General features: G+C 64.0%; 17 protein-coding genes, 1 pseudogene and 1 riboswitch. Of the genes and pseudogenes, 9 read left to right on the top strand and 9 right to left on the bottom strand.

The window, feature by feature from the left end; genetic code table 11:
* From XBLMG947_RS06035 to XBLMG947_RS06045, 3 genes and pseudogenes are all read right to left on the bottom strand, one after another.
* A partial coding sequence (locus tag XBLMG947_RS06035) for a ligand-binding sensor domain-containing protein (RefSeq protein WP_065466947.1) occupies positions 1-2737 on the bottom strand: 2737 nt, incomplete at its 3' end.
* Between the two features lie 65 nt (positions 2738-2802).
* A pseudogene (locus tag XBLMG947_RS06040) lies at positions 2803-6347 on the bottom strand (sensor histidine kinase).
* Positions 6348-6662: 315 nt separating this feature from the next.
* Positions 6663-10238: a hybrid sensor histidine kinase/response regulator gene (locus XBLMG947_RS06045; protein ID WP_065466900.1), complete on the bottom strand. Its 3576-nt coding sequence runs from the start codon at positions 10236-10238 to the stop codon at positions 6663-6665.
* 96 nt (positions 10239-10334) lie between these two features.
* On the opposite strand from XBLMG947_RS06045, the gene XBLMG947_RS06050 reads away from it, so the two are divergent.
* The 3 genes from XBLMG947_RS06050 to XBLMG947_RS06060 are packed head-to-tail and all read left to right on the top strand — an operon-like array spanning position 10335 to position 12136.
* Complete coding sequence (locus tag XBLMG947_RS06050) at positions 10335-10997, top strand: YceI family protein (RefSeq protein ID WP_065466902.1); 663 nt, start codon at positions 10335-10337, stop codon at positions 10995-10997.
* Complete coding sequence (locus XBLMG947_RS06055) at positions 10994-11557, top strand: cytochrome b (RefSeq protein ID WP_065466904.1); 564 nt, start codon at positions 10994-10996, stop codon at positions 11555-11557. Before XBLMG947_RS06050 ends, XBLMG947_RS06055 begins: the two co-directional genes overlap by 4 nt.
* 9 nt (positions 11558-11566) lie before the next feature.
* On the top strand, positions 11567-12136 hold the full coding sequence (locus XBLMG947_RS06060; protein WP_065466906.1) for a YceI family protein: 570 nt from the start codon (positions 11567-11569) through the stop codon (positions 12134-12136).
* 200 nt (positions 12137-12336) lie between these two features.
* On the opposite strand, the gene XBLMG947_RS06065 is transcribed toward XBLMG947_RS06060, so the two are convergent.
* On the bottom strand, positions 12337-12573 hold the full coding sequence (locus XBLMG947_RS06065) for a glutaredoxin family protein (protein ID WP_065466908.1): 237 nt from the start codon (positions 12571-12573) through the stop codon (positions 12337-12339).
* A gap of 87 nt (positions 12574-12660) precedes the next feature.
* On the opposite strand from XBLMG947_RS06065, the gene XBLMG947_RS06070 reads away from it, so the two are divergent.
* Positions 12661-14043 carry an L-serine ammonia-lyase gene (locus tag XBLMG947_RS06070; protein ID WP_065466911.1) on the top strand — a complete coding sequence of 461 codons (1383 nt, stop codon included), beginning with the start codon at positions 12661-12663 and terminating at the stop codon, positions 14041-14043.
* 113 nt (positions 14044-14156) lie between these two features.
* Positions 14157-15149: an alpha/beta fold hydrolase gene (locus XBLMG947_RS06075; protein WP_065466913.1), complete on the top strand. Its 993-nt coding sequence runs from the start codon at positions 14157-14159 to the stop codon at positions 15147-15149.
* Positions 15150-15485: 336 nt separating this feature from the next.
* Here XBLMG947_RS06075 and XBLMG947_RS06080 read toward each other — a convergent pair whose 3' ends face one another.
* From XBLMG947_RS06080 to metX, 3 genes are read right to left on the bottom strand one after another with little or no spacing between them, the layout of a single operon-like run.
* Complete coding sequence (locus tag XBLMG947_RS06080) at positions 15486-16574, bottom strand: homoserine dehydrogenase family protein (protein WP_065466921.1); 1089 nt, start codon at positions 16572-16574, stop codon at positions 15486-15488.
* Complete coding sequence (locus tag XBLMG947_RS06085) at positions 16571-17788, bottom strand: O-succinylhomoserine (thiol)-lyase (RefSeq protein WP_065466922.1); 1218 nt, start codon at positions 17786-17788, stop codon at positions 16571-16573. Before XBLMG947_RS06085 ends, XBLMG947_RS06080 begins: the two co-directional genes overlap by 4 nt.
* Positions 17785-18816, bottom strand: coding sequence for a homoserine O-succinyltransferase MetX (gene metX / locus XBLMG947_RS06090; RefSeq protein ID WP_065466923.1), 1032 nt, complete (start codon positions 18814-18816; stop codon positions 17785-17787). The genes XBLMG947_RS06085 and metX overlap by 4 nt, the downstream gene beginning before the upstream one ends.
* A gap of 70 nt (positions 18817-18886) precedes the next feature.
* Positions 18887-19007, bottom strand: a riboswitch (SAM riboswitch).
* A gap of 146 nt (positions 19008-19153) precedes the next feature.
* On the opposite strand from metX, the gene XBLMG947_RS06095 reads away from it, so the two are divergent.
* From XBLMG947_RS06095 to XBLMG947_RS06110, 4 genes are all read left to right on the top strand, one after another.
* Positions 19154-20050, top strand: coding sequence for a M23 family metallopeptidase (locus XBLMG947_RS06095; RefSeq protein WP_425479252.1), 897 nt, complete (start codon positions 19154-19156; stop codon positions 20048-20050).
* Positions 20051-20186: 136 nt separating this feature from the next.
* A complete protein-coding gene (locus XBLMG947_RS06100; RefSeq protein ID WP_065466927.1) occupies positions 20187-21791 on the top strand; it encodes a peptide chain release factor 3 in 1605 nt (534 codons plus the stop codon).
* 75 nt (positions 21792-21866) lie between these two features.
* A complete protein-coding gene (trhA, locus tag XBLMG947_RS06105) occupies positions 21867-22511 on the top strand; it encodes a PAQR family membrane homeostasis protein TrhA (RefSeq protein ID WP_065466929.1) in 645 nt (214 codons plus the stop codon).
* Positions 22512-22569: 58 nt separating this feature from the next.
* Positions 22570-24534, top strand: a complete 1965-nt coding sequence (locus XBLMG947_RS06110; RefSeq protein ID WP_083992901.1) for an AsmA family protein — start codon at positions 22570-22572, stop codon at positions 24532-24534.
* 15 nt (positions 24535-24549) lie between these two features.
* Here the strand turns inward: XBLMG947_RS06110 and XBLMG947_RS06115 are convergent, their stop codons facing one another.
* Both XBLMG947_RS06115 and XBLMG947_RS06120 read right to left on the bottom strand, forming a co-directional pair.
* Positions 24550-24978, bottom strand: a complete 429-nt coding sequence (locus XBLMG947_RS06115) for a CBS domain-containing protein (protein WP_065466933.1) — start codon at positions 24976-24978, stop codon at positions 24550-24552.
* The gene (locus tag XBLMG947_RS06120) at positions 24938-25981 is read right to left on the bottom strand and encodes a glycosyltransferase family 2 protein (RefSeq protein WP_065466935.1); all 1044 of its coding nucleotides are present in this window, start codon (positions 25979-25981) and stop codon (positions 24938-24940) included. The genes XBLMG947_RS06115 and XBLMG947_RS06120 overlap by 41 nt, the downstream gene beginning before the upstream one ends.
* Between the last annotated feature and the right edge of the window lies 1 nt (position 25982).

The raw sequence follows: 25982 nt of genomic DNA on the forward strand, positions 1-25982 counted from the left end.
CCCGCGCCAATGGTGCCATCAGCGCTTCGACCTCGGCCAGCAGTTGCCGCACCGAGAACGGCTCCAGCTCCAACTCCAACCGCCCGGATTCGATACGGGCCAGATCCAGCGCATCGTTGACAAGCCGCAGCAGATGCGCGCCCGCACGACGGATGGAATCGGTGTAGCTGCGCTGTTTGGTATCCAGCGAGGTCTTGAGCAGCAATTCGCTCATACCCAGCACACCCGTCATCGGCGTGCGTACCTCGTGGCCGAGCGTTGCCAAAAAACGCGTCTTGGCGAGTGACGCCTGCTCGGCCACTTCTCGCTTGTGCACCGCCAACTGCCAGGCATTGAAGCGACGCAGCCGGCGGCGGTACAACAAAATGGCCGCAGCGATCACGCACAAGCTCAGCAGGGCCAGCAGGCTCAAGCCCCACGGCGACAGCCACCATGGTGGCAACACCTGAAAACGTAAGGTCTGGCTCGCCGACCAGATACCATCTGCAGTCCGTCCCTGCACCTCCAACGTGTAACGACCCGAAGGCAGGCGCGAAAACAAGCGCTCGCCACTGGGCCCGACATCGATCCAGTCCGGGTCGTAACCGCTTAAACGAAAGCGATAGCTGGTTGACTCCGAATGCGTGAAGGTCGGCATGCGCGCGACGATATGCAGATCGCGATCGCCGTCCTGCAGTTGTAGCGGCTCTATGCCAGTGACATCCACTCCGCGCTCGCCACGACGCAGACCCACCCGCTCGATCAGTAGCGCCGGCTGGCGTGTATTCGGACGTATTTGGCTTGGATCGAACAACACAACGCCATCAGGCGTTCCGCCTAGAATCTGGCCGCCCGTTGCCTGTACAAGCGTGTTTTCCTGAAATTGCTGATTGGGAAGCCCATCATGAACCCCGTAGACCCGCACCATCTTGCTGGCAGGGTCCACTCTGATCAGACCGCGCGCGCTGGATACCCACGCCACGCCTGCAGCGTCTACTACAAGTCCGTTGGGCGCCAACATGGGGAACTCTTGTCTACCGTCAATCGTGTCCAGATGTTTGAGTTGGGTGCCATCCCATAAGTAACGACGCAATTCACCCATCAACCCGATCCAGACAACGCCCGAGTCGGCAAAACGGAATGCATAGTTCGTCGAAGCCGGCGCACCTCGAACCATGACGAAAGTGTCAGCCTTCGGATCCCAGCGCCTTAAACCGGTCGTACTGGCCAGCCACATTTGGCCATCGGGACCGAGCCTAAGGTCGTAGACGTTCGCGGTATCAAGGCCATGACTTCCGTGTGGTATCTCTCGAATCAGTCGACCCTCTTGATCGCGAATCTGCAATCCGGCATTAGTTATATAAGTCCACAACCGATCCTGCGCATCCAGCGCCAGGCGTTCGGGATTGTCGTAATTCATCGATGCCGAATCGATAGAAAGCGGCCAGCGCTTCCGTCGTTTAGTGCGAGGATCATAGCGAACAAGCGATTTAGCAAGGCCTATCCAAACGTAGCCGCTTCGACTTTCAATCAGGGAAACTGGCCAGCGCAAGTCATAAATTGGATGCAAATGACGTTCTACCGAACCGCTATTTGGATCTAAACGCTCAAGAACGCCACGTGTCCCGGCAATCCACAATCCGCCAGATGCGGAAACTGCCGAGGCCTTTACGAACGGATTGGAAATCGATTGACGATCATCGGTGTGATACGACAGTACAGCAAAGGTGTTCCAATTAGGAGGCAAATGCCAAAGACCACCATTAAGGCTGGCAAACCATATACCGCCTTCACGATCTTCGTATGCACTGGACCAGCTCGGCTTTAACAGTCCATGGGCAGAGAGGCTGTAAATCGGTACGTTAACGACATCCTTACCGTTCGAAATCCCCAAACCGGCCATCGTATCAAGCCAATAGCGCCCAGACCGATCACGCAGCAACACACCTCCGACGCGCTGATCGTTTTTATTTTCATACCACGGCTGCGTCACAAATTGTCTTTTTGAATTCAGCTGATATAGCTGGTAACTTCCGTCAGTGACCCAGAGAGTCCCATGCGAATCCAGGCGCATCCCGTTAGAAGATTGCGTGTTTCCAGGCAGTGACACACGTTCAAAGTCTCTACCTGTCCAGCGGGCCACGCCTGAGTTGCCTCCAATCCATAACGACCCGTCAGGCGTGACACGTAAGGCATTAATGCTGTTTCCCGGCAAGCTCTTCGCATCGTCTGCCGCAAACGTGAAACGCTGCATGCTGCCGTCCGGCCGCCGCCGATATAGACCGTTTCTGGAAGTTCCAAACCATAGATCTCCGTCAGGCGTCTGCGCGATCGCCCATACGGTGATGCGTCTAAGCTCAGGAAACTGCGTGCTCTCCAACGGCTTGAATGTGCGTCGTTTAGCATCCAGAACACCCACGCCATTATCGAAACCGACCCATACCGCGTCGTCGGCATCGACTCCCACAGTCCAGACATAATTGTCTGTCAGCCCGTCTTCCATCCGCCAGATGCGGTAACTGCGCCCATCGAACCTGGCCAGACCATCGGCAGTTGCCAACCACAGGTAGCCGTTTTTATCCTCGGCAAAGTCGTTCACTGTGTTGGAAGGCAGTCCGTCGGCCACAGTGAGCTGGATCGGCACAGGAGTGGTGGGCACTGCCGCAGAAGCAAGCACCGGCACCGCTGTGAGCAATAGGACCAACCACCATGCAGCGAGGTTGCGGCCGAAATCGGGACAAAGAAGTAGGCGTGACATCAACATTTCACTGCAGTTCGCCGCATAGTGCGAGCCTCGCCGTGCGTGAGCAAGCATGCATTCGTTCACTTCACTACGCCCGATGCAGCGCCATTGGCCCGTGCTGCGCACGAACTCGCCGCGCTGCGCGCAGCCGCGATCGCTTCCACCAGCAAATCGGCGGTGACCGGCTTGCGCAGAAATCCGTCGAAGCCTGCGGCCTGCGCCTGGGTTTCGGCGGCGCCATCGGCGCGCGCCGTGACTGCGAGCAACGGGAAGCGGTGACCGAGCTGGCGCAGTTGCGATGCCAGGGCAAAGCCGTCCAGCCAAGGGAGATCCAGATCCAGCAAGGCCACATCGAAACCGCAATCCATCGCTTCCGACAACGCTGCCAGCCCATGCGCGGCAGGCACCACGCGGTGCCCGCGGCCAATCAGCAGGCCGCTGATCACTTCGGCCACCGTGGGGTCGTCTTCCACCAGCAAAATGCGCAGCGGCTCGCCTTCAGGCGTCTTTACCCGACCAGTGGCGATGCGCGTGCCGGAGCGATCGATCGGCAATGGCAAATCGACGGTGAACTGGGTGCCAACGCCAAGCCGGCTACGCACGCGGATTCTGCCCTTCATCGCCACGGTGAGTTCCTGGCTAATGGCCAGCCCCAGTCCGCTGCCGCCGTAGCGTGAACTGGTACGCGCGCCCTCGCCTTGTTCGAAGCGCTGGAATAGGCGCTTCTGCTGTTCCGGCCCGATGCCCGGCCCGGTATCGCGCACCTTGAAGCGCAGATTGTCGCCGTGCTGGCTCAGGGTGAGCGACACCTCGCCGCGTTCGGCGAACTTGATCGCATTGCCCAGCAGGTTGATCAGGATCTGACGCACCCGCGTTGCGTCGCCCACGACCATCAGCGGCGCGGGCAACCGATTGCGATACTCGAAGCGCAAGCCGCGCGTGTCGGCGATGGGATGCATGAAATCGGCTAGCTCCTGCGTGAGCTGCGCGGGGTCGAAGGGCTGCTGCACCAGCTCCAGTTTACCGGCTTCGATCCGCGCCAGATCCAGTGCGTCGTTGACCAACCGCAGCAGATGCGTGCCGGCATTGCGGATCGCATCGACATGGCTGCGTTGTTTGGCATTCAACGGTGTGGCCAGCAGCAGCTCGCTCATGCCCAGCACACCGGTCATGGGTGTACGCACTTCATGGCCAAGCGTTGCCAGGAAATGCGATTTGGCGATCGATGCCTGTTCGGCAAGCTGTTGCCGTTGTTGCGCCAGCACCCATTCCTGTTGTCGCCGCACGCGTCTTCTCCTGGCCCAAATGCACAGACACAGCAGCAGCATGTACAGCGCTGCCGCCGCCAGTTGCGCGGGCGTGCTCAACCACCACGGCGGTCGTACTTCCACGTGCAACGCTGGCGCGGCGACCCAGGCGCCATCGCCGGCACGCGCCTGCACGTCGACGCGGTCATTGCCCGGTGGCAACCGCGAAATCACGCGCTCGCCGCTGGCCCCCTCCTCCACCCAACGCGCGTCGTAGCCATTCACACGATAACGGTAATGCGCGGAGGCAGGATCGACGAACGACAACAGCCGCGCACTGATGCGCAGATTGCGATCGCGCGCCTGCAGGATCACCGGCCCTTTGTGCGCAATCGTCTGCGGACGCTCGGCATCGTTACGCCGCACCTGCACCGACTCGATCACCAGGCGGGCCAGCGGCGTCGGCGCAAACGGCTGCGATGGATCAAACACCACGATGCCGCCGGTGGTCAGCGCCAGTACCTGTCCGTTTGGGCCGGTAACAGGTGGGCGCATCGAAAATTCGCTGTCCGGCAGGCCGTCGCGTTGACCGAACCGGTTCACCTGCGGCTGGCCGCGCTTGTAAGCGAACAGGCCACGCGAGGTTGTGGCCCACACCGTATCGCTGCCGCCCAGTGCCAGGCCGGGTATTTCTGTGGAGGGCACCCAACCCGCTCCAACAGGCGCGCCTGCTGACCGTCCCAGCCGTAGCGCTCCAGTGCGCCGGGACGCCCGACCCAAAACTCGCGCGGTGAAACGAAGGCCAGCGCAAAGACTTCATGATTGGCATCCTTGATCACCGCGCGAAAGCGCTCGCCCTGCCAGACCCACAAACCGTCACCGGCTGCGACCCAGACAGCGCCGTCCGGCCGCACCGTCAGTTGCTGCGCCGTGCCATTGACTTCACTGAGATCGCTGCCGAATCGGAACTTGGCCAGCAGTCGTCCATCCGCAGCACGTCGCTGGACGCCGCCTTCCAAGATCGATAGCCAGAACTCGCCATTGATGCCAGGCGTCGTCAGTTCAACCCGATGCGTATCGGAAATACTTACCTGCATCGCGAGCTTGCGCTTCTGCCCTGTCGCTGGCGTATAGCGTGCCACGCCCTCGCGCAGCGCGATCCACAGACTCCCGTCACCGGCCGGCAGCACCGACTGCACGGTGCCACCCCCCAATGCGTCGCTGTGCACGATCGGCACCAGCTCACTGTCGTTGCCGAGCCGGTATATCCCTTCGCCGGTGGTCACCAGAAAGTTGTCGCCATCCGCGGCGGCATTGACCAGGTACAGACTCTCAAGAGGCTTGCCTTGGCTCTCGAAAATAGTGGAAAACCGCTGCCAATCGGGCGGCAGGTACGCGACGCCTTGCGAAATCAGCCCAAGCCATAGCCCGCCCTGGCGGTCCTGCATCACATCGATCACACCGCTGTGGGCGGTGAGAAAGCCGCTGCCACGATCGCCTTCCATCAGGCGCAGTGCGGTTTCTCCAGGCGCCACCCGGAAAAATCCATCGGCGGCGCCAATCCAGTAGCCGCCGTGCACATCGTGCACCACGGTGGCGGCACGCACGGCGTCGGCCCCAGCCCAGGGCGCGCGTTCCAGCACACCAGCCGGGGTCACCCTGTACAAGCCCTTGCTGGTCCCGACCCATAACGTGCCGTCGGCATCCTTGCTCAGTTTGAAGACGGTCGCGCTCAACTGGTCTGGCGCGACGCGCACGAAGCGCTCGCCGTCGCGCATCACCAACCGGCTCTCGGTGCCGATCCACAGCCGGCCGCGCGCATCGGTGACCATGCTCATGATGGTGTTGCTGGGCAGTCCGTCGGCCGCGTCGGGGGTGGCGCGGAACGCCGTCACCCGGCCATTTTCCTCGCGCCGACACAGCCCGGCGCTACTGGTTCCTATCCACATCGCACCTCGTGCCTGCGCCAGCGCCCACACCTGCGCATCACATGCTGTGCCGACGTCGGGAAACGTCGTCACTATCGTGCGCGTCGCATCCAGCATGCTCGGCGGTGAGCCATTGATGCCAACCCAGACCCGGTCGCGATCATCGACAAACAGCGTTTCCACTTCGTTGCCGGGGAGCGAACTGGCAACATGCGGGTCGTGCTGCCATACCTGCATCCCGATACCGTCGTAGCGCGCCATGCCATCGCTGGTCGCCGCCCAGACATAGCCTTGCCGATCCTGCGCCAATGCCAGCACCATCCGCGAAGGCAGGTTTTCGGCGGTACCGAACCGGCGCATGCGCGGTGTTTCGATCTGATTGACCGCCGTCGCCTCCAGGCCGATCGACAGCAGCAGCAGGGCCAGCGCCGACAACAGCAGGTTTTTCATCGTCATCCCCGTCCCCATCGCCGCGCGTACAGCCATGCGTTCCCCTGTTGGGGCTGCACTTTACCCGGTACGCAGCACTGCTTGGTTCCAGAGAGTGGCTGGCAGCTGCTTGGCCGCGTTAGTCGTTGTGCCAGTGGTGGCCGTAGCCGGCACGGCGTGCGACCCCGGTCTTTGCAGGAGTATGCCGAAGGTGCCTGTGTGCCTGGCCCTGGTTGCGCCAGCCGCGCCGCCCGTTTTCCCGTCTACCCTGCTGAGAAGAGAGACAGTGCAAGCGCATCGCGCCTGGCGCGCACCCGCAACGCTTTCTATGGCGACCTATCCGTCGCCGGCATCGCTGTCGCTCTCTCTATCGCCGGCATCGGCAATCACCCGCGCCAATGCCTGCGCGAGCAAATCGCCCGTGACCGGTTTGCGCAGAAATCCATTGCAGCCCGCAGCCATCGCCTGCGGTTCGGCATCGGCATCGGCACGTGCGGTCACGGCCACGATCGGGAAGTGCACGCCGCGCGCGCGTAGCTGCGCCACCAGCGCCGCGCCGTCCAGACCCGGCAGATCCAGATCGCACAAGCCTGCATCGAAACTGCGCGTACTCACTTCCGCCAAAGCCGCAAGACCGTGCAATACATGAGTGACGTGATGCCCCCGCGTTTGCAGCAGGCCCACAATCACCTGCGCCACGGTCGCATCGTCTTCGACCAGCAGCAACTGCAACGGCGCCTGCTCGCGCAGCGAGGGCGCGCGCGCTGTAGACGGCATGACGGCGGGTAACGTGGACACCCAGCGCAACGGCAGGTCGACGACGAAACAGGCGCCCTGACCCAACTCGCTGCTCACCGTCACCGCGCCGCCCATCGCCGCCGCAAGTTCGCGGCAGATCGCCAGCCCCAGGCCACTGCCGCCGTGCCGCGCCAGCGTTAGCGCGCCTTCGGCCTGTTCGAACCGCTGGAATAGCCGCCCGCGCTGCTCGGCGCTCATGCCCGGCCCGGTGTCGCGCACTTCCACGCGAATGCCCTGCTGCATGTGCTGCGACAGCGCCGCAACCTGCAGATGCACGCTACCGCGGTCGGTGAACTTGACCGCGTTGAACAGCAGATTCAGCAAGATCTGCTGGACGCGGCTGGCATCGCCGTGCAGTGCCGGCGGCAGCGCATCGTCCAGCTCGCAGTGGAAGGCCAGCTGCTTCTGCTCAGCGCTTGGACGCACCAGTTCCGCCACCTGTCCGACCAACTGACGCAGGTCGAAATCGCGATAATCCAGCGGCAGTTTGCCGGCTTCGATCCGCGCCAGATCCAGCGCATCGTTGACCAGACGCAGCAGGTGCTTACCCGCCAGCTGGATCGCGCTCGCATAACCTTGCTGGCGCCCGTCCAGCGGGGTCTGCAGCAGCAATTCGCTCATGCCCAGCACGCCGGTCATCGGCGTGCGCACCTCATGCCCCAACGTGGCCAGAAAGCGTGTCTTGGCCAGCGACGCCTGCTCGGCCAACTCGCGTTTGTGCTGCGCCAGTTGCCACTGCGCGCGCATGCGGATACGTCGCCGATAAGCGGCGGCCAGCAACGCACTCAATAGCAATCCAAGCAAACAGATCAACGCAATACCGATGTCACTGCGCCACCACGGCGGTCTGACCGAAAACTGCAGCGAACGCACCTGCGAGCGATTGCCCAGCGGGTCGATGCCCTGCAACGCGAGCTCATATTGACCAGCAGGCAGGCTGGCGAATTCGCGGACCCCCGTGTTGCCTGTGGTCTGCCAGTCCGTGTCGAAGCCTTTCAGGAAGCTGCGATACCGATTGGAAAGCGGGTCGCTGTAGGACAACAAGCGGCAGACGATCTGCAGCTGACGGTCCTCCGGACCCAGCTGAAACGGGCGATCCATTGGCAGGGCGATACGCGCGCCATTGCGCAGCACACTGACATGTTCCAGCTGTAACGCAGGAACGAACGGCGCAACATCCGGCATTGCGGTATCCAGCAACACCGTAGAGCCGTCGCTGGTTGCACCGATCAAGTTGTCGCCCGACATCAACAGGCAATGCTGGATGAATTCCTGACTGGTCAAGCCATCGCGCGTGCCGATATTGCGCACCCGTGCAGGATGCACGGAGGGGTCGATCCGCCACAGCCCGCGCAGACTGGAAATCCAGATCCGGCCACGCGGATCGATCTGCATGGCAGAGGCATCGAAGCCGCTCAGACCATCCGCTTCGCCGACCTGACGGACCCGCTTCCAACGGTCTGCGATCTGTTGCCATTGCTCGGCACCGGTGGCCCGATATACCCAGACCGTCTTCGCAGACTGGCTGGCAAATGCCTGGATGGGCATTCCTTCCAGACCTGCCACCGGCACGAAGCGTTGCGATGTGTCGTCCCAGGCGAACATGCCGCCTTCGCCGGCCACCCACACACGTCCGTCGGGGCCTTGTTCCAACTGCTGGACGTCGATCGCGCGCAGGCCATGCAGGTCTTGCTGGGTAATGCGCTGCAAGACCTTGCCACTGTGCAGATCGCGCTGCTGCACCATGTCGAGGAAGGCCATCCACACGGTATCGCCATGCTCGACGATCCAGTCCGGCGCCGACAACGCCGATGCCGGCTCGGGCCCATCGGACGGCCAGTGAAGGAACTCACCAGTGCGCAGATCCATCCGCGAAAGGCCAAAACTCAGATTCCCCAGCCACACGCGCCGCTGCCGGTCTTCCAGCGCAGACACCACTTCCATCCCCTTGAGTTGTGGCGACTGCAGGCCTGTCTGAAACGTGTCGCCCGTGCTCGGATCCGTGCGCAACAGACGCCCCTGCGCATCGACCTGCCACAATCCGCCTGAGCGTTTGGCAGGCGCCAGGTTGCAGTAGATCGCATCGCCGGATGGCACGGCGGGCTTGAGCACGGCACTGCGTTTCCAGTCGGCGGGCAGATACCCCAGGCCGGTGCCATGCATGGGCACCCACAAGCCGCCATCGGCTGCCCCCATCAAACCGATCACGTTGCGACGCGACAATGGCCCCTCGCCGCTCAAGGCGGGCACCGGTGGACGTTCGCCGCGCGTGCGCCACAGACCGCGGCCGCTGCCCAGCCAGAATTCGCCATCCGGCGCAGCCACCGCACCCCAGAATTCATTGCCGGAGCCGAACATCGATGACCAGGCAAGCGGCTGCCAGTGACCGTCGGCACGCAGCACATGCACGCCCGATTCGCTTCCCAGCCATAGGCGGTCGCCGGCCCACTGCAAACCGAAGATGGCCGCCTGCGGGTTCGGTTCGTCCGGGATGTATTCGCGACGCAGTTGCTTGCCGTCGTAATAGGCCAGGCCATGGGTGGTGGCGATCCATAGACGGTGCCGATCGTCCACCGCCAGGTTCATGACCATGGCTTGATCCAGCTCGCCATCGAGCTCGCCCAGATTCAACGGCGACATCTGTCCGCTGGCATCGATCCGCACCAGCGCACCGGTGGTGGTGCCGGCCCAGATAGCGCCATCGAACGCGGCGATGCTGTAGATCTCGCCGTCCTTCAGCAACGGATAGTCGACGGCGCGATAGTGACGGAAGCGCCTGCGACCGGCATCCAGGACACTCAAGGCCTTGCCGCAGCCCACCCAGACCCGGTCCTGCGCATCGATATGCAGCGCCTGCACCGCGTTGCAGGGCAACGAGGCGAGGTCGGCCGGATCGTGACGCCAGGTCCTGAATCCTGCGCCGTCATAGCGCACCAGACCGTCGAATGTGGCAAGCCACAGGTAGCCAGCGCGATCCTGGCTGATGGCCACCACCATCGTCGAAGGCAATCCCTCGCTGGGCCCGACGATCCTAAAGCGCGGCACTTCCGGAATCTTTGCCGCGCACGGCAAGATCGCCAACAGCCCGGCCAGCACCACGATGAGTACACGCATGTGGGAATCCCTTCCACGTCCAGCCAGCATGCTCGCAACGGATCGTTGCGAGCGCAAGCCAAGCGCGCCTTGCCGGGATGTGTCTAGAATCCGCCCATGACAATCCTCGCCCGCCTGTTGCTGTCCTCTGCCCTGGCCGCAACCAGCCTCGCCGCTACCGCTGCGCCGGAGCGCTACGCGCTGGACCCGGTCCACACCCGTGTGCTGTTCGCGGTGGAACATGCCGGCTTTTCCAAGGCATTGGGCACCGTTTCCGGAAGTAGCGGCACATTGGTCTTCGACCCGGACGACTGGGCCGCCGCCAAGTTGGATGTCACCGTGCCGCTGCGCCGCGCCGACCTGGGCGATGCCAAGTGGAACCAGGCCACCCTGGCACGCAACCTACTCGACGCCGAGCGCTTTCCCGACGCGCATTTCGTCTCCACGCACGTGGAATCCAGCGGCGAAAACCACGCCAAGGTCACCGGTAATCTGACCCTGCACGGGGTGACCCGCCCGGTGACCCTGGACGTCACCCTCAACGCGCTCAAGCGCCACCCGTTCCCGCCGTTCCGCCGCACCACCGGTTTCTCCGCCACCGCCACGCTGAGCCGAGCAGAGTTCGGAATCGATGCCTGGAAGTCGATGATCGGCGACAGCGTGGAACTGCGCATCGAGGCCGAAGCCGTGCGCGAAGGTCGCGCCGGCGACGATACGCACGAGCCGCAAGCCGCACCCACCACGTCGGACACCGCCGCCAACCAGGAATCGGGAACATGAGCCTGAAGAACGTCGAACGCTGGGGCGGTGTGAGCCAGACGTTGCACTGGTTGATTGCGCTGTTGATTTTGGTGCTGGGCATCGTCGGCCTGACCATGGGCGAGCTACCCAAGACCCCGAAATACTTCTGGGTCTACACCGCGCACAAGTCGGTAGGGCTGACCGTCCTGGCCTTGGTCATCGTGCGGCTGTGCTGGCGCATTTACGCCGGCGCACCGCCACCGGTGGCCGGCACGCCGCGCTGGCAGGAACGCATCGCCGGGTTCACCCATTGGCTGTTGTACGCCATGATCTTCGCCATGCCGCTGTCGGGCTGGTTGTACGACTCCACCAGCGGCCTGCGGCCCTTCCGCTGGTTCGGCCTGTTCGATGTGCCCAAGCTCAGCCCGCCGGACGAACAACTGCGCGCTACCGCGCATTTCATCCACGAGTGGGGCTTCTGGTTGCTGATTGCCGTGGTGCTGGCGCATGCCGGCGCCGCGTTCTACCACCACCTGTTCCAGCGTGACGCCACCCTGCTGCGGATGTTGCCGCGTGGCTGGCTCTCCCCCAAACCATAAGGATTTCCCATGTCGTCCAAGTTGTTTGCCTCTCCGCTGCTGGTTGCGGCCTCGCTGGTTGCCACGTTCGCCGCCGCGCCGGTGCTCGCCGCCGATTACGTGCAGGCGCCGGGTTCGAGCCTGGTGTTCGCCAGCAAATACGACGGTGAAGTGTTCACCGGCAAGTTCCCCGGCTTCGACACCACGCTGAGCTTCGATCCGGCCAACCTGGCCGGCGCCAAGCTCGACGTGCGCATTCCGCTGGCCAGCGCGGTCAGCGGCAACAATGACCGCGATTCCACCCTGCAGGGCCCGGACTTCTTCAACGTCGCCAAGTTCGCCACTGCGCGCTACCGCGCCAACAAGTTCCGCGTCCTGGGCGGCAACCAGTACGCTGCCGACGGCACCCTGGAGCTGCGCGGGGTCAGCAAGCCGGTCACGCTGACCTTCACCTGGACGCCCGGCGCACAGCCGGTGCTGGCCGGCAAGGCAGTGGTGAAGCGGCTGGACTTCGGCGTGGGCGGCGGCGACTGGGCCGACACCAAGACCATTCCCAACGAAACCGCGATCAGCACCAAGGTCGTGTTGAAGGCGAAGTAACGCCACAGGCCGCAACCGGACGCGGCCACTGAGCGACGGACTACCTCGTCGGGTCCGTCGCTTTTTTATGCCCGCGCGTCCAGTGCCACGCCAGCGCGCCGCGAGAGCCACTCAGAAACGCCGCCAATACGCACACTGGACCAATCGCGCCGCTGCACTACCGATTGCGCTTGCGGCGCTTGGCAGGCTGCGATTGCCTCTCAGCTCTCTACGGCATCCAGCCATGCGCGGACGCAAGTACGATCGAACGGCCAATCCAGCTCGCGTCCCAGCGCATCGCGCAGCACCGGCACACGCTCGCCGTAGGCGGCCTCGAGCGCTGCATCCTCGTCGATAAAAACGCTCTCGAAATCGCCCGCGCGCGTCTGCGCCAGCACTTCCACGGCCTGGTCGCACAGGTGGCAATCGTCGCGCTGATACAGGGTCAGGGGGGGCATCCAGTGCGCTCTCATGCTGCGCTGCAGCCGTGCCGCAATCGCCGAACGACTAGAATAGCCGCCTTTACGCTCACCTCCTCGGCACGCATGGCTGTCAGCACGTTCGACCTGTTCAAGATCGGTATCGGTCCGAGTTCTTCTCACACCGTGGGGCCGATGCGCGCTGCCGAGCGCTTCGTACACCGCTGGCTGCTCGACGCCGGGCGCCTGCAAGACGTCGTGCGTATCCGCGCCGAAGTGTTCGGCTCGCTCGCCCTGACCGGCCGCGGCCATGGTACCGACAAGGCGGTGCTGCTGGGGCTGGAAGGCCACCGCCCGAACCTGATCGACCCCGACATCATTCCCGCCACGCTGGAGCGCATCCGCGCCAGCAAGCGCATCACCCTGATGGGCCAGCACACCATCGCCTTCGAGGAAAAGCGCGACCTGCCGATGAACAAGCGGCAGAAACTGCCGTACCACACCAACGGCATGCGCTTTACCGCCTACGACGCCGACGATGCGGTCATCGCCACGCGCGATTACTACTCGGTGGGCGGTGGCTTCGTGGTCAACCAGGACGACGCTGCCGACGATCGCATCGTGGCCGACGAAACGCCGCTGCCCTACCCGTTCCTCAGTGGCGACGAACTGCTTGCGCAGTGCGCACGTAGCGGCTTGAGCATCGCGGCGCTGATGTTCGAAAACGAAAAGAGCTGGCGTAGCGAGGACGAGATCCGCGATGGCCTGCGCGCACTATGGGCGGCAATGCAGTCCTGCGTGGAGCGCGGCATCCGCCAGGAAGGCACGCTACCCGGTGGCTTGAATGTGTCGCGGCGTGCCCCGGCCTTGTACCGCGAGCTGTCCTCCAAGCCGGAAGCAGCCATGCGCGACCCGCTGACCACGCTGGACTGGGTCAACTTGTACGCACTGGCAGTCAACGAAGAAAATGCCGCCGGCGGCCGCGTGGTCACCGCGCCGACCAACGGCGCAGCCGGGATCATTCCGGCGGTGCTGCATTATTTCGACCGTTTCTGCGTGGGTGCCTCCGAGCAACGCATCTTCGATTTCCTGCTTACCGCAGCGGCCATCGGCATTCTCTACAAGGAGAACGCCTCGATCTCCGGTGCCGAAGTCGGCTGCCAGGGCGAAGTGGGCGTGGCCTGTTCGATGGCCGCCGGCGGCTTGGTCGCCGCGCTCGGCGGCAATCCGGGACAAATCGAAAACGCCGCGGAAATCGGCATGGAACACAACCTGGGCCTGACCTGCGACCCGATCGGCGGCTTGGTGCAAATCCCATGCATCGAACGCAACGCCATGGGTGCAGTGAAAGCCATCAACGCCAGCCGCATGGCCATGCGCGGCGACGGCAAGCACAAGGTGTCGCTGGACAAGGTCATCAAGACCATGCGCGACACTGGCCGCGACATGCAGGACAAGTACAAGGAAACCAGCCGCGGCGGCCTGGCGGTGAACGTCATCGAGTGCTGATCCGGGCGCGGTCCTGAGCCGCGCCATGCATCTCCACCGAGCGCGCCAACACTGTACGTCCCCACGACATTCCCCCGTGTACCGTCTGATGCCCGATTCCGACGGAGATCGCGATGCGACAGCTTGTCTGCACTCTCGCCCTTGCCTGTGGGCCATTGATGGCGCAGGACACCCGCTATGGCCCGCGCCTGGAAGGCTTCGATTACCCCTATCCGGTGAAGACCTACGCCTTCACCTCGCAACAGCAGCCGCTGGAAATGGCCTATCTGGATGTCGCGCCCACCGGCAAGCCCAACGGGCGCACCGCAGTGCTGCTACATGGCAAGAATTTTTGCGCCGCCACCTGGGAATCCGGCATCGCGGCCTTGAGCAAGGCCGGCTATCGCGTGATCGCGCCGGATCAGGTGGGCTTTTGCAAATCCAGCAAGCCCGCGGCCTATCAATTTTCGTTCGCCCAGCTAGCCGACAACACGCATGCGCTGCTCAAAAATTTAGGTGTCGAACGCGCGGTCGTGGTCGGCCATTCGATGGGCGGCATGCTCGCGATCCGCTATGCATTGATGTATCCACAGGCCACCGAACACCTCGCATTGGTGGACCCGATCGGACTGGAAGACTGGAAGGCCGAAGGCATCCCCTGGCGCAGCGTGGATGCGTGGTACGACAACGAGCTGAAGATCAGTTTCGAGCGGATCAAGAAGTATCAGATGGACGTGTACTACGCCGGTCAATGGACGCCCGACTTCGAACGCTGGGCGCGCATGCAGGCCGGCATGTCGCTGGGCCCCGGCAAGCAGGCGGTGGCCTGGAATCAGGCGCTGACCTACGACATGGTGTTCAACCAACCGGTGGTGTACGAACTGCCCAAGCTCACGGTACCAACCACCCTGTTTATCGGCCTCAAGGACCGCACCGCGATCGGCAAAGACACAGCCCCTCCGGAGGTCAAGGCACGCGTCGGCGACTATCCCACGCTTGGCAAGCGCGCGGCTGCGGCAATTCCGGACGCAACGCTGGTCGAATTCGCCGACCTCGGGCATTCGCCGCAGGTGCAGGACCCCAAGCGTTTCAATGCGGCCTTGTTGAAGGCGATTGCGCAGCAGTAGCACGTCATGCAGTGTTGAAGCGTCATGGTGTGTTGGTCAGCCGCATCCTGCACAAAAGGGTGCGGCTCGACATTGCGGTGCTTGGCTGCCGTCAGATGACGCGCCGAGCAACAGCACGCAGATCGGACGAGCAAGCGTTCTGCGGCGATCAAGATAACCGCTCAACATAAAGTAGATCGCCAGACGCAGCATTGACAAATCACCCACTGCCCCTAAGTGTCGGTGGCAAGGCACTTTCACCCAGTGCTAGTGCGCAACATGAGTTCGGCCACCAATCGCCTGTCCAAGCGACGAGCGCGACTGCCTGAACGGCGCAGCCGCTGATCTTTCAGCGCATTACCCGGCCACGATCCGCATCACATCATCCAGCAGCGCCGCCGCAGTCACTTCGGCACCGGCGCCCGGCCCCTGGATCAACAACGGCTGTGCGCGATATCGGTCGCTGCTGATCGCCACCCGATTGTCGGTACCGGCACCGCCGGCCAACGGATGATCCAAGGCCAACTCGCGCAAGCCCACGCTTGCACCATACGCATCCACACGACCCACGAACCGCAGGCAACGCCCAGCCGTACGCGCCTGTTGCCAGCGCGCACCCACGACTGCATCCAGTGCATCCAGGTGGCTTTCCAACTCGACAAACGGCAGCGTGACGATGGCGGCCGGCACCAGCGATTCCACGTGCACCTGCTCGGCCTCCAGCTGCCAGCCCGCAGCGCGCGCCAGGATCAGCAACTTGCGCCGCACATCCTCGCCGGACAGATCGATGCGCGGATCCGGCTCGGTGTAGCCGGCTGCCATCGCTTCGCGCACGCAATCGGAAAACGCGCCATTGCCGTCGTAACGATGAAACAACCATGCCAGCGATCCCGACAACACGCCTTCGATCGAATGGATGTGGTCGCCGCCGGCCACCAATGCGCGCACGCTGCTCAACACCGGCAATCCCGCGCCCACGGTGGCGCTGTCGCCATAATGCGCGCCGCTGGCATGGCGCGCTGCGAGCAGGGCCTGCGCACGCGACAACGCGCTGCCCTGGGCCAGCTTGTTGGCGGTGACGACATGCACACCGCGCAGCAACCATTCGACATGCCAATCGGCGACGACGTCGCTGGCGGTGGCGTCTACCACGACATCGCCGGTACGCAGTGCAGCGGTTTCTGCCCACGGTTGCAAGACCGCTTGCCCGCGCGGCGCGGCATTGGCCTGCAGCAATGCCTGCTCTGCGCTCACGCCACAGTCCTGCGCGATGCGCGAATTGGCCAGCCAATCGAAGCGCGGCAAGCGCAGTTGGCGCTGCTGCAGCGCGGTGTAGCGCGTCACGAAAGCGCGTCCCACGGTGCCGGTGCCCAGCAAGGCCAGCCGCGGCGTCGGCGTCACCGCAGCGACCGGAGCACGGCGCGACACAGGCAGCACAGTGCTCACGCGTCGACCTGTTTGCGGTTGGCGGCGGTCAAGGTCGCTTCTGCGCGGGCCAGACCGGCGCGCAGATCGATCAGCAGATCTTCGGCAGATTCGATCCCGATCGACAACCGCAGCAACCCATCGGAAATGCCGGCCGCCGCACGCGCTTCGGCGGTCATCGCCGCATGCGTCATCGAGGCCGGGTGGGCGATCAGGCTTTCCACGCCACCCAGCGACTCGGCCAGGGTGAAGTAGCGCAGGCCATCGACGAACGCGCACACGGCCGCTTCGCCACCGTCCAACTCGAAACTCATCATCGCGCCCAAACCCTTCTGCTGGCGCGCCGCCAGGGCATGGCCCGGATGCGCCGCCAGACCGGGGAAATACACCTGGTTCACCGCCGCATGCCCATCCAGCAGCGCAGCGATCGCATCGGCGTTTTCCTGATGCACGCGCAGACGCGCGTCAAGCGTGCGCAGACCGCGCAAGGTGAGGAAGGCATCGAACGGCGAGCCGGTCAGACCCAGCGCGTTGGCCCACCACACCAACTGCTGGTGCAGCTCAGCATCGCGCGCCACCACGGCGCCGCCCACCACATCGCTATGACCGTTGATGTACTTGGTGGTGGAATGCAGCACCAGGTCGGCGCCGAAGTCCAGCGGCTTCTGCAGCGCCGGCGACAGGAAGGTGTTGTCGACCACGGTCAACGCGCCCACCTTCTTCGCCGCTTCGATGACGAAGCGCAGGTCGGTGATGCGCAGTAGCGGGTTGGACGGGGTTTCGATCAGCACCAGCTTGGGCGACTGCGCCAATGCATCGGCCAGCGAGCGCGGGTCGGTGAGGTCGGCGGTAATCAGCGCGAAATGCCCTTTCTTGGCCAATGCATTGAACAGCCGCCAGCTGCCGCCGTAGGCATCGTGCGGCACCACCAGCGTATCGCCTGGCTGCAGCACGGCATTGAGCACCAGGTTGATCGCGCCCATGCCGGTGGAGGTGATGACGCCGCCTGCGCCGCCTTCCAGTTCGGCCAACGCTTCGCCAAGCAGATCGCGGGTGGGATTGCCGCTGCGGGTGTAGTCGTACTGACGCTTGTTGCCGAACCCATCGAACGAAAAATTCGAAGACAGCACGATCGGCGGGGTCACCGCTCCATAGGCGGTATCGCGGTCGATACCGGCACGCACGGCGGCAGTGGCAGCAGTACAGGGGGCGTCGGTGGGGTCACGAAAGCTCATACGGTTTCTCCGGTGATGCGAAGGGCAGTCGTCAGGATCGCGTCGATGCGATCGATTTCTTTCAGGAAGGCGTCGTGGCCGTACGGCGAACGCAAGACACGCAGGCTGCCGCGCGGTCCCAAGCCTTCGACCAGGCTGACCATGTCGGCCAGCGGCACCAGGCGGTCGCCTTCCACCGCCACCACGACGGTGGGCACGCGCACCTGCGCCGGGTCGATGCGATGCAGGTCGATAGATTCGGACAGGCGCAAGTACGCGGTGACCGGCGTGCGCGCCACGTATTGCGCACCGGCGGCGTCCAGATAGTCTTCGGCGGCCACGCGCACGCGGCCATTGATCACTTCCGGCGGCGCATCGAAGCGCTCGCTGAATTCTTCCGGCGTGCGGTAGCTGAGCATGGCGAACTGTCGTGCCAGCGCCAGGCCGTGATGTTCCGCGCACTGCAGTTGGCCCAGCGCCACTGCGCGGCGCTGCAAAGCACGCCAGGCCGCGGCATACGGGTGCGCGCGGTGCGCGCCACTCACCGCAACCAAGGTGCCCACACGGGCCGCATGGCGGATGGCGAACTGCAAGCCTACCAGGGCACCGTAGGAGTAGCCGACAAAACCATGCAAACGTCCGATGCCCAGCGCGTCCAGCAAGGCGGCAATCACATCGGCCTGGTCGGCGGTATCGATCGGCGCATCCAGGTCGCCATCGGCGCCGAGAAAATCGAATGCCAACAGACGCCGCGCAGCAGGATCCAGCGCGCGGCCGCTGCCGACCAGCCCATCCACCCAGCCCTTCTCGGGAAACACCGCACTGGCGGCCAGATGGCGATGCGCGGAGATGCCGCCTGCCACCAACACCACCGGCGCATTGGCCGCGCCGATCAGTTCATAGCGCAGTCGCAACTCGCGCATGCCGGCATGGCGCATCGGCAACGACACGGCGATGTCGCCGCGCAACGCGATCACGCCGTCGAAGTCGGCGGCAGGAAGGTCTAGGTCATCAAGTGTCGTTGGCGATGCTGTAGTCACGAGGCTCATGGCGATATCCGGGGTGGATCGGCCATCGAGCTTCGCGGAGCTCGCGTTCGACGTGCGGAAGGCACGATTCGAACCATCTTTCGGCGGACGCTGAAGTCCCCGCAGGATTTGGCACCAAACGCGGACGCTCGCGCGTTCCGCTGGCTGCCCCGGCATCAAAGGGCCTGTCCCTCCGCCGGTCTCGATGGTGAGGCTAAGATGCCACCGGATTTTTGCGAAGTCAATCTCTTCATGCGGATGGAAAGATATACTTTCATTCGATACCACTCCGACCTGTCCACTCTGACCCGTGGTGGGCCGCATACTTGCGCCCCTTGCTCACGTCGATGCCGTGCCCGTGCCGCGCACTGTCCTACCCGCCCTGATCACGACGCTCGTTCTGTCGCTGGCCTGCGCGTCTCCGGCACACGCACAGCAGCATTGGCATTGGCCCCGTCCTGCCACAACGCCCTCGCCCCAGACACCTGACGCGCAACCGGTGCCGGCAGCCACAGGCAACGACACTGCACTGCGGCTGGAATGGCAGCCACCGGTCTATCTGGTCTGGGTCAGCAATCCGCTGGCCGGGCCTGCGCAACTGCGTCTGAGCGCACCGCCCAGCGAGGATTACCGCGCCGTGCCGCAGTTGCCGCTGACGTTTGAGCTGTCTGCACACGAGCGCCGCCTGCTGACCCGGCTGTATGCGGCCAGCAATCAGCGCACCCTGGGCGGTTTCGGGCTCACGCTAGACGTGGTGCCGGGCGACCCGCGGGCCACCCCGCAGTCCGTCCGCTACCAATTGCCATTCCGCAGCGTGCCGGTGCAGGTCGCGCAGGGCTTCGGCGGGCACTTCAGCCACGCCGATCCGCCCAATTGGTTCGCGGTGGACTTCGCCATGCCGCAGGGCACGCCGGTACTTGCAGCGCGCGACGGCGTGGTCATGCAGGTGCAGCATGATGTCGTCGACAACAGCCCGCACGACCCCGCAGCTGGCGGCGGCAACCTGGTGCGCGTGCTGCATGCCGACGGCAGCATGGCGCTTTACGCCCACCTGGCACACGACGGCGTGGCCGTGCGCCTTGGCCAGGCGGTGCGCACCGGCGAACGGCTGGGCACCTCCGGCAACACCGGCTTCAGCACTGCGCCGCACCTGCATTTCTCAATCCAGCGCAATGCCGACATGCAGTTGCTCTCGCTGCCGTTTCGCATGCTCGGCCCGCAGGGCGAGTTGCAGTTCCCCTCGCCAGCCCCCTGACGGTCGCTGCCCCGGCCAGCGTCCACCGCCCAAATCGCAGGGGCCACCCATTGCAGTAAAAGCGTGCCTCGGCGAAGCCGCTATAATCACCGGCTACCTCCGTTTCCGCAGGCGTCCGAACGGGCGCGCTCAGCCTATGTCCGATGTCACCAACGAAGCCGCGCGCCGCCGCACCTTCGCCATCATTTCCCACCCCGACGCCGGCAAGACCACGCTGACCGAAAAGCTGTTGCTGTTCGGCGGCGCGATCCAGATGGCCGGGTCCGTGAAGGGCCGCAAGGCCGCACGCCATGCCACTTCGGACTGGATGGCGCTGGAAAAGGAACGCGGCATCTCGGTGACCTCCTCGGTCATGCAGTTCCCGTACGAGGGCAAGATCGTCAACCTGCTCGACACGCCCGGTCACGCCGACTTCGGCGAGGACACCTACCGCGTGCTCACCGCGGTGGACTCGGCGCTGATGGTCATCGACGTGGCCAAGGGCGTGGAAGAGCGCACCATCAAACTGATGGAAGTCTGCCGGCTGCGCGATACCCCCATCATGACCTTCATCAACAAGCTCGACCGCGAAGGCAAGAACCCCATCGATCTGCTGGATGAGGTGGAAACCGTGCTCGGCATCCAGTGCGCGCCGGTCACCTGGCCGATCGGCATGGGCCAGCGCCTCAAGGGCGTGGTGCACCTGATCTCCGGCGAAGTGCATCTGTACGAACAGGGGCGCAATTTCACCCGCCAGGATTCGACCATCTTCCCGTCGCTGGATTCGCCTGGCCTGGTCGAAAAGATTGGCGAGCAGATGCTGACCGAGCTGCGCGACGAACTGGAGCTGGTGCAAGGGGCCAGCAACCCGTTCGATCTGCAGGCCTATCGCGCCGGCCAACAGACCCCGGTGTTTTTCGGTTCGGGGGTCAACAATTTCGGCGTACAGCCGCTGCTGGACTTCTTCATCGAACACGCTCCGCCGCCGCAGACGCGCGAGACCACCGGCCGTCGCGTAGAGCCGACCGAAGCCAAACTGAGCGGCTTCGTGTTCAAGATCCAGGCCAACATGGACCCACAGCATCGCGACCGCGTGGCGTTTATGCGCGTGTGCTCAGGCAAGTTCACTGCCGGCATGAAGACGCTGCATGTGCGCAGCGGTAAGGACGTCAAACTTGCCAACGCACTGACCTTCATGGCCTCCGATCGCGAGATTGCCGCCGAAGCGTGGCCGGGCGATGTGATCGGCATCCACAACCACGGCACCATTTCCATCGGCGACACCTTCACCGAAGGCGAATCGCTGTCGTTCACCGGCATTCCCAACTTTGCGCCGGAGCTGTTCCGCCGCGCGCGCCTGCGCGATCCGCTCAAGCTCAAGCAATTGCAGAAGGGCCTGGCACAGCTGTCGGAAGAAGGCGCCACGCAGTTCTTCCGCCCCTTGATGAGCAACGATCTGATCCTCGGCGCGGTCGGCGTGCTGCAGTTCGACGTGGTCGCGTACCGGCTCAAGGACGAATACGGCGTGGACGCGATCTTCGAACCGGTCAGCGTCACCACGGCGCGCTGGGTCCACTGCGACAACGCCAGGAAGCTGGAAGAGTTTCGCGAGAAAAATGCCGGCAACCTGGGCATCGACGCGGCCGGCCAGCTGGTCTATCTGGCACCGACCCGCGTCAACCTGCAGCTGGCCCAGGAACGCGCGCCGGACGTGCGCTTCTCGGCCACCCGCGAACACGCGCATGCCAAGGCAATCGATTGACTTGCGCGTGACCTGGAGCAAGCGTGCGGCAGTGCTGGCGATGCGAATTGCTCGCAATTACGGTACATTTTTGGCATGAACGCAGACGCCTCCCCCTCGACCGACCTGCGCGACGAAATCGCCAGCGCCGTGACCCACGGCCTGGGCGCCATTGCCGCCCTGGCCGGTGGTTCGGTGCTGATTACGCTGGCCGCCATCTACGGCGATGGCTGGCAATTGGCCACCGCCATCGTGTTCAGTGCCACGCTGGTGTTGCTCTACGTCGCCTCCACGCTATTCCACGCCATCCCGCACGCGGGCGCCAAAGCGCGCCTGCAGGTGCTCGATCATTGCGCGATCTATCTGTTGATCGCCGGCACCTACACGCCATTTACGCTGATCAATCTGCGCGGCCCCTGGGGCTGGGGATTGTTCGCCGCCGTCTGGACGATCGCCGCCGCCGGGGTGATCTTCAAGCTGTTTTTTACCGGCCGCTTTCGATTGCTGTCGACCGTGCTGTATCTGGCGATGGGCTGGCTGATCATCGTGGCGATCCAGCCGTTACTGCGCTCCGTCGATACCTGGTCGCTGTGCTGGCTGCTGGCCGGCGGTCTCTTTTACACGCTAGGCACGTATTTCTATCAACGCGACAACCAACGTTACTTCCACGCGATCTGGCACCTGTTCGTACTCGCCGGCAGCGCTTGTCACTTCGTTGCCGTGATTGCGCAGGTGATGTGAACCGTGACCTTCGGCGCGTTCGCGCGCCGTGCACGAGGCATCACCAACCATTGCGCACGTGAACAACGTGCCCCCCTCCCCGGCTTCTTCGGCTTCTTCGCCCTCCCGCGTCTCGCGCCGTCGACGCGGGTGGATCGCACTCGGCATCGTTGCTGTCCTTTTGGCGATCCTCGTGCTGCTGTTCGACTGGAACTGGTTACGTGGGCCGGTAGAACGCGCGGTCAGTGCGAAGACCGGGCGCGAATTTCATCTCGGTCATCTGGATGTCGATCTCGGCCGCATCACCACCGTGCGCGGCGAGCGAGTGCGTCTGGGCAATGCGTCGTGGTCCAAGCGTGGCGCGATGGCCGAGCTGGACGCGGCCGAGATCGATGTCGAATTCTGGCCACTGCTGCGCGGCACGCTGCGGTTGCCGGAAATCCGGCTGGAGCACCCCACGCTGTTGCTGGAAGCAGGCAACGACAGCCACCCGGGTAACTGGGTCTTCGACCAGACCGATGACGACAGCAGCATGCCGCGCCTGGGCCGCCTATTGGTAAACAACGGGCGCCTGCACTATATCGACGATGCCAACCGCTCGTCTGTGGATGTCGCCATCAACAGCCTGGCACCGCCCAGCAAAGACCAGCGCGCCGCCCCGATCGGCATCGACGGCAAGGGACGCTGGAAGGGCTACCCGTTCACGCTCAAGGGCAATACCGCATCGCCGCTGGAATTGAGCCAAAGCGAGCATCCTTTCCGTATCGATCTCCACGGCAGTGCCGGCACCACGCGGACGCATGTGCGCGGTACGTTGACCAATCCGTTCCAGTTCCGTGTATTCGACCTGCAGATGGCGCTCAGCGGCCAGGACATGGAAGACCTGTACCCGCTGATTGGCGTCGCGATGCCGTCCACGCCGCCCTACAAGCTCGATGGCCGCCTGCGGCGCGATGGCGATGTCTGGCGCTACGAAACGTTCACCGGCACCGCCGGCGACAGCGATCTTTCCGGTACTGCAGCAATCGACCTGCGTAACAAGCGTCCATTCCTGCGCGCGGACCTGGCTTCCAAACGGCTGGATTTCGACGACCTGGCCGGTTTCGTCGGTGCACCGCCCAAGACCGGCACTAACGAATCGGCCAACGCGGAGCAGAAGAAACAGGCCGCGCGGCTTGCCGCCAGCGCGCGCGTTCTGCCGACCACGCCGTACGATCTGTCCAAATTGCGCGCAATGGATGCCCAGGTGCATTGGCGCGCGCAGCGCATCAATGCGCCGTCCTGGCCATTGGACGACATGGATGCCGCGCTGACGTTGAGGGACGGCGTGCTGCAGCTGGATCCATTGAACTTCGGCGTCGCCGGCGGCGATATCCGCTCCACCATTCACATGGATGCGCGCAACCCTGTCATTTCCACGCACCTGAAGGCCGGCATTCGCGGCATTCGCCTGGATCGACTATTTCCCGATGCCAAGCTCGCCAAACAGGCCTCGGGTGCGATCGGCGGCGAGCTGGATCTGCGCGGCCGCGGCAACTCGATCGCCGCGATGCTCGGCAGCGCCGATGGAAGTATCGCCGTGGGGATGGGCCGTGGCCATGTCGGCAACCTGATCATGGAACTGGCCGGCCTGGACATCGCCGAGTCGCTGAAATACCTGATCATCAAGGACCGGCAGATTCCGGTGCGCTGCGTCTTCGGCGACTTCGGCGTGCAGAACGGGCTGATGCAATCGCGCGCGATGGCCTTCGACAGCACCGACACCATCATCATTGGCGAAGGCAGCATCAGCTTGAAAGACGAAACGCTGGATCTGTTGCTGCGCCCACGCCCGAAAGACCACAGCATCCTGAGCCTGCGCTCGCCATTGCGGATCGGCGGCACCTTCAAGGACCCGAGCTTCCATCCCGACTTCAAGGCATTGGGTCTGCGCGGCGCGCTTGCGGTCGGCCTGGGCATGATCGCCCCGCCGGCTGCCTTGCTCGCGACCTTTGAACCGGGCCCGGGCAAGGACAGCGATTGCGGTGGCAAGTACGCGCACTAACGCAGCGCCACGATCTCAACTGGCGATGTAACGCTGCAGTTGGTCGATGTCCTGCTGCTGCGCTTCGATCACCGCCTTGACCAGATCACCGATCGAAATCACGCCCTGCACGCGGCCGTTGTCGACCACCGGCAAATGCCGGAAGCGGCCGTCGGTCATCAGTTGCATGCAACGCTCTACGGTGTCCGATGGCGACACCGTCACCACCTCGGTACTCATGATTTCGGCGACGCTGGTGGTCGACGACGAGCGATCGTAAAGCACCACCTTGCGTGCATAGTCGCGCTCGGAGACGATGCCGATCAGGCGCGGGCCATCCATCACCAACACCGCGCCGATGGCCTTCTCGGCCATCACACGAATCGCCTCGATCACTGCGGCATCGGCCGCAACCGCGAACACCTCAACCTGTTTGGTCCCCAACAGCTGTCGTACGGTCTGCATGACCCGCTCCGCGCTTGGTCTGGTGATCGCAGCCTACTCCCACCGCGCCGCGGTGGGTATCGACCAGATACAGCGGGCGCTGCTTGGCCTCGTCGTACAACCGGCCCAGGTATTCGCCAATCAGCCCTAAGGCAATCAGTTGGATGCCGCCGAGAAACAGGATCACCGACATCATGGTCGGCCAACCCGCCACGGGGTCGCCGATCAGCGCGGCCTTGACGACGACCCAGCCGCCGAACAGAAACGCCAGCAACGCCGTCAGCAGGCCCAGATAGGTGGCCGCCCGCAGCGGTACCGTCGAAAAACTGGTGATGCCGTCGAGTGCGAAATTCCACAGCCGCCATACCGTGAACTTGCTGCGCCCGCACAGACGCGGCGCGCGCCGATACGGCAGCGCCACCTGACGAAATCCGACCCAGCCGAACAGCCCCTTCATGAAGCGGTGGCGCTCGCGCAGCTGTTGCAAGGCCTGCACCACACGCGGCGACAGCAGGCGGAAATCGCCGGTATCGGCAGGAATCGGGGTGCGCGACAAGCGCCGGATCACGCGATAGAACGCATGCGCGGCGCTACGCTTGAGCCAACTCTCGCCTTCGCGAAAGACACGCGTGCCGAAGATGTTGTCGTAGCCGCCACGCCACAGCGCAACGAATTCCGGAATCAATTCCGGCGGGTCCTGGCCATCGGCATCCAGCAACACCACCGCACCCGGCAGCACGTGATCCAGCCCGGCAGAAATCGCCACGTCCTTGCCAAAGTTGCGCGACAGCCGCACTGCACTTACCTGGGCATCGGCGTCGGTGAGTGCGTGCAAGACGTCCCAGGTGCCATCGGTGCTGCCGTCGTCGACATACAGCACATGCGTCTGCAACCCCTGCAACTGCGCCAATACTGCGCACAGGCGCGGATGCAGCCGGGGAATGCTGGCTTCTTCGTTGAACGCCGCGATGACCACGGTCAGGCGCTCGGACGCGGGCCGTTGGGCGTTATCGATGGCGCTCATC

Source organism: Xanthomonas bromi (genome assembly GCF_900092025.1).
GTDB classification, from domain to species: Bacteria; Pseudomonadota; Gammaproteobacteria; order Xanthomonadales; family Xanthomonadaceae; genus Xanthomonas; species Xanthomonas bromi.

Bases quoted from the DNA above. Each gene is read 5' to 3' on its own strand.
- XBLMG947_RS06055 (WP_065466904.1), top strand. From the start codon at position 10,994: ATGAGCCTGAAGAACGTCGAACGCTGGGGCGGTGTGAGCCAGACGTTG.
- XBLMG947_RS06120 (WP_065466935.1), bottom strand. From the start codon at position 25,981: ATGAGCGCCATCGATAACGCCCAACGGCCCGCGTCCGAGCGCCTGACC.
- metX (WP_065466923.1), bottom strand. From the start codon at position 18,816: ATGAGCCTCGTGACTACAGCATCGCCAACGACACTTGATGACCTAGAC.
- XBLMG947_RS06065 (WP_065466908.1), bottom strand. From the start codon at position 12,573: ATGCCCCCCCTGACCCTGTATCAGCGCGACGATTGCCACCTGTGCGAC.
- XBLMG947_RS06115 (WP_065466933.1), bottom strand. From the start codon at position 24,978: ATGCAGACCGTACGACAGCTGTTGGGGACCAAACAGGTTGAGGTGTTC.
- XBLMG947_RS06075 (WP_065466913.1), top strand. From the start codon at position 14,157: ATGCGACAGCTTGTCTGCACTCTCGCCCTTGCCTGTGGGCCATTGATG.
- XBLMG947_RS06100 (WP_065466927.1), top strand. From the start codon at position 20,187: ATGTCCGATGTCACCAACGAAGCCGCGCGCCGCCGCACCTTCGCCATC.
- XBLMG947_RS06045 (WP_065466900.1), bottom strand. From the start codon at position 10,238: ATGCGTGTACTCATCGTGGTGCTGGCCGGGCTGTTGGCGATCTTGCCG.
- trhA (WP_065466929.1), top strand. From the start codon at position 21,867: ATGAACGCAGACGCCTCCCCCTCGACCGACCTGCGCGACGAAATCGCC.
- XBLMG947_RS06060 (WP_065466906.1), top strand. From the start codon at position 11,567: ATGTCGTCCAAGTTGTTTGCCTCTCCGCTGCTGGTTGCGGCCTCGCTG.
- XBLMG947_RS06085 (WP_065466922.1), bottom strand. From the start codon at position 17,788: ATGAGCTTTCGTGACCCCACCGACGCCCCCTGTACTGCTGCCACTGCC.
- XBLMG947_RS06050 (WP_065466902.1), top strand. From the start codon at position 10,335: ATGACAATCCTCGCCCGCCTGTTGCTGTCCTCTGCCCTGGCCGCAACC.
- XBLMG947_RS06070 (WP_065466911.1), top strand. From the start codon at position 12,661: ATGGCTGTCAGCACGTTCGACCTGTTCAAGATCGGTATCGGTCCGAGT.